The organism is Paeniglutamicibacter sulfureus, from assembly GCF_039535115.1.
Taxonomy (GTDB): Bacteria; Actinomycetota; Actinomycetes; order Actinomycetales; family Micrococcaceae; genus Paeniglutamicibacter; species Paeniglutamicibacter sulfureus.
The window spans coordinates 2,580,795-2,593,431 of sequence record NZ_BAAAWO010000001.1 but is presented as its reverse complement, the minus strand read 5'-3'; the positions used below and the strand labels follow the sequence as shown (position 1 = coordinate 2,593,431).

Below are 12,637 nucleotides of genomic sequence, written 5' to 3'. Positions count from 1 at the left end.
AACAAGACCAATGCAGGGGTGGCTTGTGAAAAAGCGGAATATCCGACGGTAGCGCGATTTTCCACGAGAAGTATGCAGCCGTTGACCAGCAATCTGTCCCGTTTGAAGCCCTGAGTCCGATCCTCGCAGGCATCGAGTATCGCAAAGCCCGGAGGCCATTACATTGGCGCGTACACGGCAAGCGTTCAAAATGGCCAGCGTGATTACGCGGTTCCAAGAACCGAGCTCATAGTGTCTCGCTAACGATCGTTTTCGCTACCACCCAAGACCGCCGCCAGCAACCGGGCGGGGAGCCAGGTACCGATTCATCGGTGGCGGGCCACCTCGCCTAGCATGGGCAGGGTGAATACCCGGAAGCTCATTGCACGGATGGAACACCATCAGATCGGTCTGTACCTCGTGGCCATCCTGATCGGTGGTGCTGTCGGATTCCTGGCACCCGGTTCGGCCGGAGCCCTGGAACATTCGATCAACCCCGTCCTGGGGCTGCTGCTCTTCGCGACGTTCCTGGGCATTCCCTTTGCCGCCATCGGGAAGGCCGCCAGGGACTGGCGGTTCATGGGCACCGTGCTGGTGCTGAATTTCGTCATTGTTCCGCTGGTGGTCTTTGGCCTGACGCGTTTCATCGCCGGGGACCAAGCCCTGCTCCTCGGGGTCCTGCTGGTGCTGTTGACCCCCTGCATCGACTACGTCATTGTATTCACCGGGCTGGCAGGCGGGGCCAGCGACAGGTTGCTGGCCGCCGCACCGGTCCTGATGCTGCTCCAGATGCTCCTGCTGCCCCTCTACCTGCTACTTTTCGTCGGCCCCGACGTGGTGTCGGTGATCGACCCGGCACCCTTCGTCGAGGCCCTGGTCGTCCTGATCCTCATTCCCCTGGCTGCGGCAGCACTCACGCAAGCACTGGCACGCAAGGCAGCGGCGGGCAGGATCATCATGAAACTCATGCAGGCCTTGATGGTTCCCCTGATGATGGCAACCCTGGCGGTGGTCGTCGGTTCACAGATCACCGAAGTCGGCCAGGAACTCGGCTCGCTGCTGGCAGTGGTTCCCCTCTATGCAGCATTCCTGCTGGTGATGGTGCCGCTGGGGATGCTAGCGGCCAGGCCCGCCCGCCTCGATGCCGCCGCCACTCGTGCTGTCGTTTTTAGCGGCGCGACCCGCAATTCACTGGTCGTGCTCCCACTGGCCCTGGCGCTGCCCGAACCCCTGGCCCTGGCCGCACTGGTCGTGGTCACCCAGACGCTCGTCGAACTCATCGGCATGGTCCTCTACGTCAGGTTCCTGCCACGGATCATTCGCACCGAACACCGCCACCAACCGGCCTGACCTCCGCTTAACCGCCGAGCCGGGCATCATTGCCGGGCTCGGCGGTTTGGCGGAGGGCACGGTACCTGACGGATCTCCGGTGCCGACACATCCCGTCCGCGCGTTGCCCCCTTGGGCCTACCGGAATCCGGGGGCGGGGAACCGGCCTGTGGAGCCCGTACCTGACCATGGCCGAAGGGATCAAGATGGCCGCCCAGTCCTTCACCACCGACATCTCAAAGCTCTCCTGCTTCGCCGCCTGACTTAGCCCCTTTTTGCACCGGAAGAACCCCCGTCATGGCCAACGGCGCCATCCGGCTCACCGGGCGTCCGTCTCCTCATGATCAAGGAAAGCCTGCCATTTACCGCGGCGATTCACAGGGAACGGGGCGGCGCCACAGCGGCAGCTGGGGGTGAAGCCGTAGCTTCAATTTGACCGTCAAACGTATCTCAGTAACGATTGAACCAATGAACAATGAGTCAGAAATTGCCTTTCAGGCGCGGATCACCAAGCATGGGGCACTCGCGGATCCCGCACGGTTGCGCATCGTGGACCTGCTGACTCTGGGCGACTCTTCACCGACCGAGCTGCGGGCGGAGTTGGGGTTGCCCTCGAACCTGCTCTCCCACCACCTGCGCGCACTGGAAGCATCAGGTTTGGTGACGAGCCACCGCTCCGAGGCGGACAAGCGGCGGAGCTACTTCCGGCTCGCCGCCGGTGCCCTCGACGGGCTGGTGCCCGGGGGCGAACGCGCGGCCCGCCGGGTCCTATTCGTCGGCGTGCGGAACAGTGCGAGGTCGCAACTGGCCGCCGCCCTGTGGCAACGGGCCAGTTCCATCCCCTCGGCGTCCGCGGGAATGGACCCGGCAAACGGCATCGCCCAAGGGGCCGTGGACGTCGCCCGCAGCCACGGACTGGACCTCGAGGAGAGTCGGCCCCGGCGCTTGGACCAAGTGGCGGACGGCGAGGACTTTGTCGTAACGGTTTGCGACATTGCCCACGAGAAACTCCCCGCCCTGGGGGATATCCACTGGTCCGTGACTGACCCGCTCTGGCTGGACACCGAGGCCGCGTTCGAGAACGCCTTCGCCGACCTCTCTCGTCGCATCAACGTCCTCGCACCCCGCCTGCGCGCAGCATAGCCCGCCCGGGGTCCGCTAGCGGAATAAGCCCCCCTCTGACCTGCGTTTTAAGAGTTATCAGGTCACGGGAATGTTCCGCACAGGCGACGGGAAAAGTCACAGTGTATGGCGGCACCGGGAATCCGGCCGCGGTGCGATTCCCTTGACGCCACACGGTGCGGTTGTGCCCGTGCGCCAGCCAATCAGCTACGAAGACTCGCCGGCACGGGTCCTTGCGCCTCCTGGCGGGCGAACCGTGGAAGGCCCTGGCTCCCCCTGTCATCCGAGTCCCGAGGGTCGGTGATCATTGCGGGGACCAGGAAACCCGGTGTGGGGGCGCAGGTGTCCGAGTGGTGGTGCCCCGCGTTCCTACGAATGGTAAGAGCTGAGGCCGGAGGGCTCGGATGCTGCCGCAGGGGCGGCGGGGTTGGGCTTGCCGTGGTGCAGGAGCATTAGCCAGAGGGCCAGGACAAGGGCCAGCAACGCCACCCACCCCAGCACGATCATCGTGTTTTGTTGCCCCAGGTCCCGGATGAGCACGGACCCGATGAGGGGTGCCGCTGCCTGGGCCAGCAGCGAGGGCAGGGCGATGCGGCCCATGAGCCGTGCGTAGTGCTCCTGGCCGAAGAGCGCCAGCGGCACGGTTCCGTTGGCAATCGAACTCAGCCCGATCCCCACCCCGTAAACCACCATGAGGAGCGTGGGAGCCAGGAATCCGGACCCGAGGAACCCGATGGCCACCGCCATGGCCAGGGTCGCTGCCAGCATGGTCCACAAGGAGTGGTGTTTGCGCCCGATGACCAATTCGATGAACCGGGCGCCCACCTGGGAAGGGCCGATGGTTGCCGCCAGGAGGACTGCAGCGGTTCCGGCGATCCCGATGCCCGCCAGCAGGGAAAACATGTGGATCGACATCAATGCGGCAATGGAGGTGCCCAGGGTGGAAACCAGGGCCACCAGGGCGAACAGCAACCAGCGGGGGCCGGAGGGCATCGGGACAGCATGGTTCCGATCCGGTGGTTCACTGTTGGGTGTTGGAGCCACGGGCCGGCGCGGAATGGTGATCGCATACAAGGGGGCGGTGATCAGCAGGTGCGCCCCGGCATAGGCCAGGGCCGTCCACCTCCATCCCAGCTCGTTGACCAGTACGGTGCTCAGCGGCCAGCAGATGGTGCTGGCGAACCCGCCGAAAAGCGTCAGGAGGGTAATGGCCGAGCGTGCGGAGGAACCATAGGTGTGTCCCAGGACCGCGAACGCCCCGCTGTAGAGGCCGCCGCTCATGCCCGCCCCGAGGATCGCCCAGGCCCCGAGGTACCACCACTGGTTCGGTGCCACACCGAGGACGGCCAGGCCCAGGGCGAGCAACAGGGCGCTGGCCACCAGGACGGTGCGCCCGTGGTTGCCGGCCACCAGGGTACCGACACGTGGCGAGCCCAGGCCCGCGATGACCAGCCCCACCGAGACGCCGGCGACCACCAGGGAAACCGGCCATCCGGTGTCCGTGGCGATGGGTCCGGCCAGGACCGCGAGCAGGTAAAAGGTCGAACCCCACGACAGGATCTGGCCCACTCCCAGGCCGGCGACGACGCAGCCGCGCCGCGTGGTCAACCGCCGGATGGGGGACATGATCAGGCCGGCTGGAAGGAGGCGCTTGCCAGCTGAGCTTCGGAGTCTTCGCCTGCGGCCAGGAAGTGGGTGACATCCAGGGCCGCCACGCAACCGGATCCGGCGGCGGTGATGGCCTGTCGGTAGGTCGCATCGATGACGTCCCCGGCGGCGAAAACCCCGGGAAGCGAGGTCTGGGAGGTGCGGTCCTTCACGGCGATCGTGCCGGCGGCGGTGAGTTCCACTTGGTCGTTGACCAGGTCGGTGCGCGGATCGTTGCCGATGGCCACGAACACCCCGGTCACCGGGAGGCTGCTGGTTTCCCCGGTGAGCAGGTTTTCCAGCTGCAGGCCGGTGGCTTTTTCCTCGCCCTCGATGTCGGTCACGGCACTGTTCCAGATGAAGTCGATCTTCGGGTGCGCCAGCGCACGGTCGGCCATGATCTTGGAGGCACGCAGGGTGTCGCGGCGGTGGACGACGGTGACCTTGGAGGCGAACTTGGTCAGGAAGAGGGCTTCCTCCATGGCCGAGTCCCCGCCGCCGATCACGGCAATGTCCTGTCCGCGGAAGAAGAATCCGTCGCAGGTCGCGCAGGAGGACACCCCGTGGCCGGTCAGCCGCTTTTCGTTGGGCACCCCGAGGGTGCGGTAGGCCGAGCCGGTGGAGAGGATGACGGTGTGTGCCAGGTAGGTGGTCCCGTTTCCCGCGGTGACCTTCTTGATGTCGCCGGCCAGCTCCACGTGGGTGACATCGTCGAAGAGGATTTCGGCGCCGAAGCGTTCGGCTTGCTTCTGCATGTTCTCCATCAGGTCCGGGCCCATGATGCCCTCGGTAAAGCCGGGGAAGTTCTCGACCTCGGTGGTGTTCATCAGTTCCCCGCCGGCGGTGACCGAGCCGGCGATGACCAGAGGGGCCAAATCCGCGCGGGCGGTATAGATGGCGGCGGTGTATCCGGCGGGGCCGGATCCGATGATGATGACGTTGCGGATGGTGTCGGAGATGCCAGAGCTCATGGGAAAGCCTTTCAAGACGGGGTAAAACTCGATGGTGGGGGTGTTAGTGCGAGGCCAGGAGGCGGTTTTTCAGGTCCTTGACCCGTCCGTGGATGTCGTCGCGGACCAGTTCCATGCGTTCCCGGCCTTCGACGCCGCGCAGGGATGGTTCGTCCGTTTCCCAGATTTCCACGCTCACGCCTTCCACCGCGGGGACGTGGGCCTCGGTGCCCAGGACCACCACCAGCCCGGCTGTACGCATGTTCTCCTCGGTCAACGCCTTGGGCTGCTCCGCGCCGATGTCGATGCCGAGGTCCTGCAGGACCTCGGCCGAGAGCGCATTGATGGCCTTCCCCGGATGGGTGCCGGCCGAGGTGACGGTGACCTCGGACCCGGCCTCGAATTTCATCAGGCCGGCGGCCATCTGAGACTTGCCGCCGTTCTTGACGCAGACGAACAGGACGGCGGGACGGGCTGCCGGTGACGTGGTGCTCATGGGTTAGGCCTTCGGGATCAGGGTTGCGGCCAGGGAATCCAGTGCCCCGGGAACCAGCGAGTAGTAGGCCCAGACCCCGCGCTTCTCGCGGTTCAACAGGCCGGCTTCCACCATGATCTTCAGATGGTGCGAGACGGTGGGCTGGCCCAGGTTCAGCGGCTCGGACAAGTCACAGACGCAGGTCTCGGCATCCGGGGACGAGGAAACGATCGACAGGATGCGCAACCGGTTCGGGTCGGACAGCGCCTTGAATCGCGCCGCCAGGGCCTCGGCCTCGACGGCAAGCAAGGAATCCTCCCCGTGGGAGGGAACGCAGCACGGGGCTTCGGTTTCCTGTTCGGGAACCACGGGGGTTTCCTGACGGGTTTGGGTGGCAACAGGGGTGGGCATCTGCCTCGCCTCGCTTTCCTTACGTCTCCCGGGCGGGAGATTGACAATCGTCGATATAAGCAAGCATACTCGATACATCGACGCTCGTCGATGCCTAGTCTTTTGGAGTGAACTCGACGTGACATCGCATGCCCCGCCCGCTGAAACCCGGCACCTGAGCGCCAAGCTCTCCACCCTGGACCGCTACCTGGCCGTGTGGATCCTGGCCGCCATGGCCCTCGGGCTGGCCCTGGGTCGACTCATTCCCGGACTCGGCTCGGTCCTGGACTCCCTCCAGGTCGCCGGCATCTCCCTGCCCATCGCAGTGGGCCTGCTGGTGATGATGTACCCGGTGCTGGCCAAGGTCCGCTACAACGAGACCGGGCGCGTGCTCAGCGACAAGAAACTCATGATCACCTCCCTGGTGATCAACTGGGTCCTGGCCCCGGCGTTCATGTTTGTCCTGGCCTGGATCTTCCTGGCGGATTTGCCCGAGTACCGGACCGGGTTGATCATCGTCGGGCTGGCCCGCTGCATCGCCATGGTGTTCATCTGGAACGACCTGGCCTGTGGGGACCGCGAGGCCGCCGCGGTGCTGGTGGCCATCAACTCCGTCTTCCAGGTCTTCGCCTTCGGTGCCCTGGGCTGGTTCTACCTGCAGGCGCTCCCGTCCTGGCTGGGCCTGCCCACCACCAGCGCCGAATTCTCGATCTGGACCATCACCCTTTCGGTGCTCGTGTTCCTGGGTATCCCGCTGGTCGCCGGGTACCTCACCCGCACCTTTGGCGAAAAGGCCAAGGGCCGGGACTGGTACGAAAACAAGTTCCTGCCGAAGATCGGCCCCTGGGCACTTTACGGCCTGCTGTTCACCATCGTGCTGCTCTTCGCCCTGCAGGGCGACACCATCATCGCCAAGCCCCTGGACGTCGCACGCATCGCCCTGCCCCTGCTGGTCTACTTCATTGTGGTCTTCGGTGCCTCCATGCTCATCGGCCATGCCCTGCGCATGGGCTATGCCCGCACCACCACGTTGGCGTTCACCGCCGCGGGCAACAACTTCGAGCTCGCCATCGCCGTGGCCATCGCCACCTTCGGCGTCACCAGCGGCCAGGCCCTGGCCGGGGTCGTCGGCCCGCTCATCGAGGTGCCGCTGCTCGTGGCCCTGGTCTACGTCGCCCTCTGGTCCCGCAAATTCTTCCCTTCCTTCAACCCCGCAAAGGCAAACGCATGAACACCACCACCAAGCCTTCCGTCCTGTTCGTCTGCGTCCACAACGCCGGACGCTCCCAAATGGCCGCAGCCTTCCTGAGCAACTTGTCCGCCGGGCAGATCGAGGTCCGCTCCGCCGGTTCGCAGCCGGCCGACACCGTGAACCCGGCAGCCGTGGCCGCGATGAACGAGGTGGGCATCGACATGGCTGGCGAAACCCCCAAGATCCTCACCACCGAGGCCGTGAAGGAATCCGACGTCGTCATCACCATGGGCTGTGGGGACACCTGCCCGATCTTCCCGGGCAAGCGCTACGAGGACTGGAAGCTCGATGACCCGGCGGGCCAGGGCGTGGAGGCCGTCCGCCCGATCCGCGACGACATCAGGGCACGCATCGAGGCGCTCATCTCCGAACTGCTGCCCGCCACCAAGTAGCACCCATACCAGGAGGAGAAGAGCATGAACCAGAATTACCCCGTGATCGTCATCGGCGCCGGTCCCATCGGGCTGGCCGCCGCGGCACACCTGAACGAACGCCACCAGGATGTCCGCATCCTCGAAGCCGGAACCAGCGCCGGGGCCGCCATGACCGCTTGGGGCCACATCAAGCTCTTCTCCACCTGGAAATACAACATCGACGCCGCCTCCCGCCGCCTGCTGGAAACCCCGACGGACACCTACGCCGGTGACTGGGAAGCCCCCCGCGAAACCCGCCTGCCCAGCGGTGCGGACATGGTCAGCGAATACCTCGAACCGCTGGCCGCACACCCGGCATTGGCCCCGAACATCAGCTACGGCCACCGCGTCACCCACGTCACCCGCATCCAGGCCGACGGCAAGAGCGTGGACAAGACACGCACCAATGGCCGCGAAGATGCCCTTTTCCTGGTGCGCACCCAAACCGCAACGGGCACCGAGGATCTGCTGGGCCGGGCCGTCATCGACGCCTCCGGAACCTGGAACACCTCCAATCCGGTGGGCCGCTCCGGCATCGAGGCCATCGGCGAAACCCAAGCCCGAAGCGCAGGCTTCATCACCTCCCCGCTTCCCGATCCGCTGGGAACGGACAAGGAAGCCTTCGCCGGGAAGACCATCCTGGTCCTGGGCGCCGGACACTCCGCGGCCAACACGCTGATCAGCCTGGGTCGGTTGCGCCAACAACACCCCGACACCACCATCCTCTGGGGCCTGCGCGGGGTAGCCAACCCGGTCAAGCTCTACGGCGGCGGGGCGGCGGACGAATTGCCGGCCCGCGGGCAGCTGGGCACGTCCCTGCGCCGCTTCGTCGAAAACGGCGACATCACCATCCTGGAAAACCTCTCCGTCACCTCCCTGGAATCGGACGAGCGCTTGACGGTGAACCTCTCCGACGGACGCAACCTCGTGATTGACCTCCTGGTTCCGGCCACCGGCTTCCGCCCGGACCTGGCCATGCTCTCCGAGCTGCGCCTGGACCTGGATGCGATCGTCGAAGCACCCAGCGCCCTGGGCCCACTGATCGATCCGGAGTTCCACAGCTGCGGCACCGTCACCGCCCACGGCGAACGGGTCCTCGCCCACCCGGAAACCGACTTCTACATCGTGGGGATGAAGAGCTACGGCCGGGCCCCGACGTTCCTCATGGCCACCGGCTACGAGCAGGTCCGCTCCATCGCCGCGTCCCTGGCCGGGGACCGCGCGGCAGCAGACCTGGTCGAACTGGAACTACCGGAAACCGGGGTCTGCTCCACCGACCTGGGCGGTTCCTGCGACGCCCCTGCCGTGGGCGAACCGGCGGCCGCCTGCGGCACAACGGAACCCGCAGCAGATTCTTGCTGCAGCACTCCTGAACCGGCAGCCGATGCCTGCTGCGGTCCGCAGCCGGTCACCATCGGATTCGTCACCGGAACCCTGCACGGCCACGCCGAACTGCTGGGCGAGCCGGCCTCGCGCTAAAGAACACGCGCTCAAGAACACGGGGGTCCCGCCCGACGGGACCCCCGTGGCCGCGCACCACACGGCTACCCACCACCTCGTCCAGGGAAGCCGCTTACCGCTGTACCCACCACCTCTCATTCCCAGGAGTACGCCATGCATGGTGGCCCGCACCATTCCCTTGCCCCGAAGCGCGCCCGCTCAGGTATCCGCATGGGTTCGATCGCCTCGGTGCTTGGATTGACGTTGCTGCTGGCCGGCTGCGGTTCCGACTACCCCCTGGGGGAGGCACAGAAGGAAGCCGCGCAACGGAACCCGTCAACCATGAGTGGAACCCTCACCGGAGGCGGGTCGACGGCGCAGAACTCGGCCATGAATGCCTGGACCAACGGGTTCGCCTTCCTGCATCCACGCGTCCAAGTGCAATACGCCTCCGTGGGTTCCGGGGCAGGACGTGCGGGCCTGCTGGCCGGAGCCACGCAATTCGCCGGGTCCGATGCCTTCCTGAAGGAAGAGGAAGTCGCCAAGTCCCAAGAGGCGTGCGGCCCGCAAGGAGCAATCAACATCCCCGCCTACATCTCGCCGATCAGCATCGCCTTCAACCTCCCCGGCATCAAGGAACTGAACTTCGACGCGCAGACGATTGCCGGGATCTTTGCCGGCAACATCACCAGTTGGCAGGATCCGGCCATCAAGGCCCTGAACCCGGACGTGGCCCTGCCGGATATACCGATGACGGAGGTCGCACGATCCGATGATTCGGGAACGACCGAGAACTTCACCGAATACCTGCATGCCGCCGCCCCCGAACAGTGGCCCCACGAACCCGACGGCAGCTGGCCCACGGGCCTGGCCACCGAACAAGCCCAAGGCAACTCCGGGGTCGTGACAACCGTTGCCCGCACACCCGGCGCCCTGACCTATGCGGATGATTCCCTGGTGGACCAGACCCTGGGCAAGGGCAAACTCCGGGTGGGGGATTCCTTCGTAGAGGTCAGTGGCGAAGCTGCGTCCATCGCGGTGGGTGCCTCGAAGCGTGTGGAGGGACGGCACGAAAACGACATCGCCCTGGAGCTGGACAGAACCACCACCGAACCCGGGGCCTACCCGCTGGTGCTCGTCTCCTACTTCATCGTCTGCAGCGGCTACACCGACCCCACGACCCTGGACCTGGTCAAGACCTTCGGGTACTACGTCGTCAGCGACGAGGGGCAACAGGTTGCCTCCGATTCGGCCAAGAGCGCACCCATGCCCGACAGCCTCGCGCGGGAAGCCCGACAGGCCATCGATTCGATTTCCCTTCGCCCTTGAGTTGACACGGCCACGGACAAACGCCGCAGCGGGCTACTTCCAGCCAAGTCACGATCGTACTACTGGCACCACACGAACTACATCAAGCTCGACAGATACCGGCCACTGCGGCGCCCGGCAAGACCTTAGCGTCGGATATTTCACTTTTTCACAAGCCGCCCCGTGAAGGTCGTGGCGGCCTCGGGCCTCAGTTCCGCCAGCCTCTGGGAGATCTCTTCGGTGAGCAGGCGCATTGATTCGACGTCGTACCAAACGTGCTCGTTGCAGGAAGCGTCGCCGTGCTCCGCGTGCTCGTCCTTCACGGCGGAATCCTCCGCATGGTCTTCGTCGACCACTGCACCGTCGTCCGCGACCGGCGAGGTGTCGACGGCGTTGATGACCGTGGATTCGGACGGCTTGAGGTCCTTGGCCAGCACATCCATGAAGACGTCGTATCCGCCGCAGTTGCCATCACCAGTGTCGTATCCGCCGCCGTTGGCCACCACCAGCTGGGCCTTGGAAAGTGCGAGCTTGTCGCGCGAGGTCGCCTCGTAGGAGTGCGGATCTTGCGACACCGAGTTGATGACCGGGTTTGCCTCCACCAGGTCTCCGCCGATCCGGCTGACCAGGTCGGCGTAGACGGTGGTGCTGGTGACCACTTGAACTTGGTCCTGCTCGGCTGCGGAATCCTGGCCTGAAGCATTTCCGCCGCAGGCCGCCAGGGCAAGGGTGCCGGCAGGGGCCAGGGGGACGAGGCGTAGTGTTCGACGATTCATGGGTGAAGCGATCCTTGAGAGCCGGTTGTATGAACGCTCAAGCACTCATTCTAACGTAAATAAGAATCATTAGCGTTAAGTGGGATCATGGCGTCTTGCGGAAACGGCCATTTCAGGAGTCCAGTCCGCAGCATGGATTTGCTCCACCGCGTCCGGCTGCAGGGCGCGTCGACCCGACAGCCTGGAACCACTTTGGCTGGCTATGGAGCCGTTTTCCGTGGCCTTGGCACCCGACCCCGTGGCCTTGACCACTGCCACCGCGATGGCAGTGGTCACCGGGATGGCCAATACCAACCCGATGGAACCCACCAGGATTCGAATGACCTCCTCGGCCATTTGGCCGGTGGTGAGGGTGTCCATCAGGGGTCGGTCGTACAAGCTCACCAACACCAGGATCGGCAGTGCCGCGCCGGCGTAGGCGAAGGCAATGGTGTAGACGGTCGAGGCGATGTGGTCCCGGCCGATGCGCATCCCCGAGGTGAAAAGCTGCCGGGCAGTGGAATGCGGCGCGATTTCCGCCAGCTCCCAGACCGCGGAGGACTGGGTGATGGTCACATCGTTGAGCACGCCCATGCCGGCGATGAGCAGGCCGCACAGCAGCAAGCCGGAGAGGCTGAGTTCGGGCACCACCGTGCTCAGCGTCATGGCCGAGTCCTCGGTGGCCCCGGTCAGGGCCGCCGCATCGGTGGCCCAAACGGCTATGGCCGCGGTAACACCCAACCCGAACAGCGTCCCCAACAGTGCAGTGGAGGTCCTGGCCGAGAATCCGTGGGCAAAATACAGCGCGGCAAACATGACGATGGTTGACGTGGTTAGCCCAACCAGCATGGGTGACTTGCCCTCCAGCAGCGCCGGGATCATGAATCCGACGATGAAGAACAGCCCGCCGGCGAGCCCGGCCAAGGCACGCAGCCCGCGCCACCGCGCAACCCAGCACACCACCACCGCATAGGCGATGCCCAGCAGGGCAAGCGGGGTCGAACGAACGAAGTCAACGAAGACGTAGGGCGCCGAGGTATCGGTGGTGTGCGAGAGGTCGAGGTACTTGATCTTGTCCCCTGCCACCAAGGGCCGGGACTGGGTGGTTTCCGGCGGAACTTCCAGGGCGAAGGAGGCACCGCCCGCCTCGGGAGTGACATAGGAAATCTCGCACAACAGTTCCTGGCCGCCGGTCCCCTCCATCCCCTGGGTGGAGGGACAGGTTTCATTGACCGTCCGGGTGACGGTTCCGGTGGAAAGCTCCACCCCGCTTGCGGTATCAAAGACATCGTTGAGCGGGGACTTGGTGATGCCGCCGCTGGGCCAGAGCACGATGGTCGCCACGAACGCCAGCACCCCCACCGGGGCGAGAAGGATCCACAGGATGAGGTTGGCGCGTCGGCGCCGGGCCGGGTCAACGAGTACGTCGGCGTGGTGGTGTCCACCCATAAAAGGTTCAGCTCCAGACTGATTGAATGAGCGCGGTATGGGGAGATGCGGGAACATGTCGGGCCATAGCGAACAGGGAAGAAATGTGGTCGGTGGTGGATCCGCATTTCCGCGGATCCACCACCACA

12 protein-coding genes are annotated in these 12,637 nt (G+C 65.2%); 6 read left to right on the top strand and 6 right to left on the bottom strand.

The annotated features are described in order from the left end of the window. Positions 1–333: 333 nt before the first annotated feature. Together ABD687_RS11835 and ABD687_RS11830 are read left to right on the top strand one after the other, a co-directional pair. Positions 334–1,329: an arsenic resistance protein gene (locus ABD687_RS11835; protein WP_310290969.1), complete on the top strand. Its 996-nt coding sequence runs from the start codon at positions 334–336 to the stop codon at positions 1,327–1,329. 447 nt (positions 1,330–1,776) lie between these two features. Next, positions 1,777–2,451, top strand: a complete 675-nt coding sequence (locus ABD687_RS11830) for a helix-turn-helix domain-containing protein (protein ID WP_310290971.1) — start codon at positions 1,777–1,779, stop codon at positions 2,449–2,451. A gap of 348 nt (positions 2,452–2,799) precedes the next feature. Here the strand turns inward: ABD687_RS11830 and ABD687_RS11825 are convergent, their stop codons facing one another. The 4 genes from ABD687_RS11825 to ABD687_RS11810 are packed head-to-tail and all read right to left on the bottom strand — an operon-like array spanning position 2,800 to position 5,913. Beyond that, a complete protein-coding gene (locus ABD687_RS11825) occupies positions 2,800–4,056 on the bottom strand; it encodes an MFS transporter (protein ID WP_310290973.1) in 1,257 nt (418 codons plus the stop codon). A gap of 2 nt (positions 4,057–4,058) precedes the next feature. Further along, on the bottom strand, positions 4,059–5,048 hold the full coding sequence (gene trxB / locus ABD687_RS11820; RefSeq protein WP_310290975.1) for a thioredoxin-disulfide reductase: 990 nt from the start codon (positions 5,046–5,048) through the stop codon (positions 4,059–4,061). Positions 5,049–5,091: 43 nt separating this feature from the next. After that, positions 5,092–5,523 (bottom strand): arsenate-mycothiol transferase ArsC, encoded by a 432-nt coding sequence (locus ABD687_RS11815; protein ID WP_310290976.1) that lies wholly within the window; start codon positions 5,521–5,523, stop codon positions 5,092–5,094. A gap of 3 nt (positions 5,524–5,526) precedes the next feature. After that, the gene (locus ABD687_RS11810; RefSeq protein WP_310290978.1) at positions 5,527–5,913 is read right to left on the bottom strand and encodes an ArsR/SmtB family transcription factor; all 387 of its coding nucleotides are present in this window, start codon (positions 5,911–5,913) and stop codon (positions 5,527–5,529) included. Between the two features lie 118 nt (positions 5,914–6,031). Between ABD687_RS11810 and arsB the strand changes: the two genes are divergently transcribed. The 4 genes from arsB to pstS all read left to right on the top strand — a co-directional run bounded on the left by arsB (position 6,032) and on the right by pstS (position 10,326). Further along, positions 6,032–7,123 carry an ACR3 family arsenite efflux transporter gene (gene arsB, locus ABD687_RS11805; RefSeq protein WP_310290980.1) on the top strand — a complete coding sequence of 364 codons (1,092 nt, stop codon included), beginning with the start codon at positions 6,032–6,034 and terminating at the stop codon, positions 7,121–7,123. Continuing rightward, positions 7,120–7,536: an arsenate reductase ArsC gene (locus ABD687_RS11800; protein WP_310290983.1), complete on the top strand. Its 417-nt coding sequence runs from the start codon at positions 7,120–7,122 to the stop codon at positions 7,534–7,536. The genes arsB and ABD687_RS11800 overlap by 4 nt, the downstream gene beginning before the upstream one ends. Positions 7,537–7,560: 24 nt before the next feature. Continuing rightward, positions 7,561–9,036: an FAD-dependent oxidoreductase gene (locus ABD687_RS11795; RefSeq protein ID WP_310290986.1), complete on the top strand. Its 1,476-nt coding sequence runs from the start codon at positions 7,561–7,563 to the stop codon at positions 9,034–9,036. Between the two features lie 135 nt (positions 9,037–9,171). Next, positions 9,172–10,326, top strand: coding sequence for a phosphate ABC transporter substrate-binding protein PstS (pstS, locus tag ABD687_RS11790; RefSeq protein WP_310290989.1), 1,155 nt, complete (start codon positions 9,172–9,174; stop codon positions 10,324–10,326). 140 nt (positions 10,327–10,466) lie between these two features. Here the strand turns inward: pstS and ABD687_RS11785 are convergent, their stop codons facing one another. Next, on the bottom strand, positions 10,467–11,081 hold the full coding sequence (locus ABD687_RS11785) for a metal ABC transporter substrate-binding protein (RefSeq protein WP_310290991.1): 615 nt from the start codon (positions 11,079–11,081) through the stop codon (positions 10,467–10,469). Positions 11,082–11,156: 75 nt separating this feature from the next. Continuing rightward, positions 11,157–12,509 (bottom strand): YibE/F family protein, encoded by a 1,353-nt coding sequence (locus tag ABD687_RS11780; protein WP_310290993.1) that lies wholly within the window; start codon positions 12,507–12,509, stop codon positions 11,157–11,159. Positions 12,510–12,637: the final 128 nt, after the last annotated feature.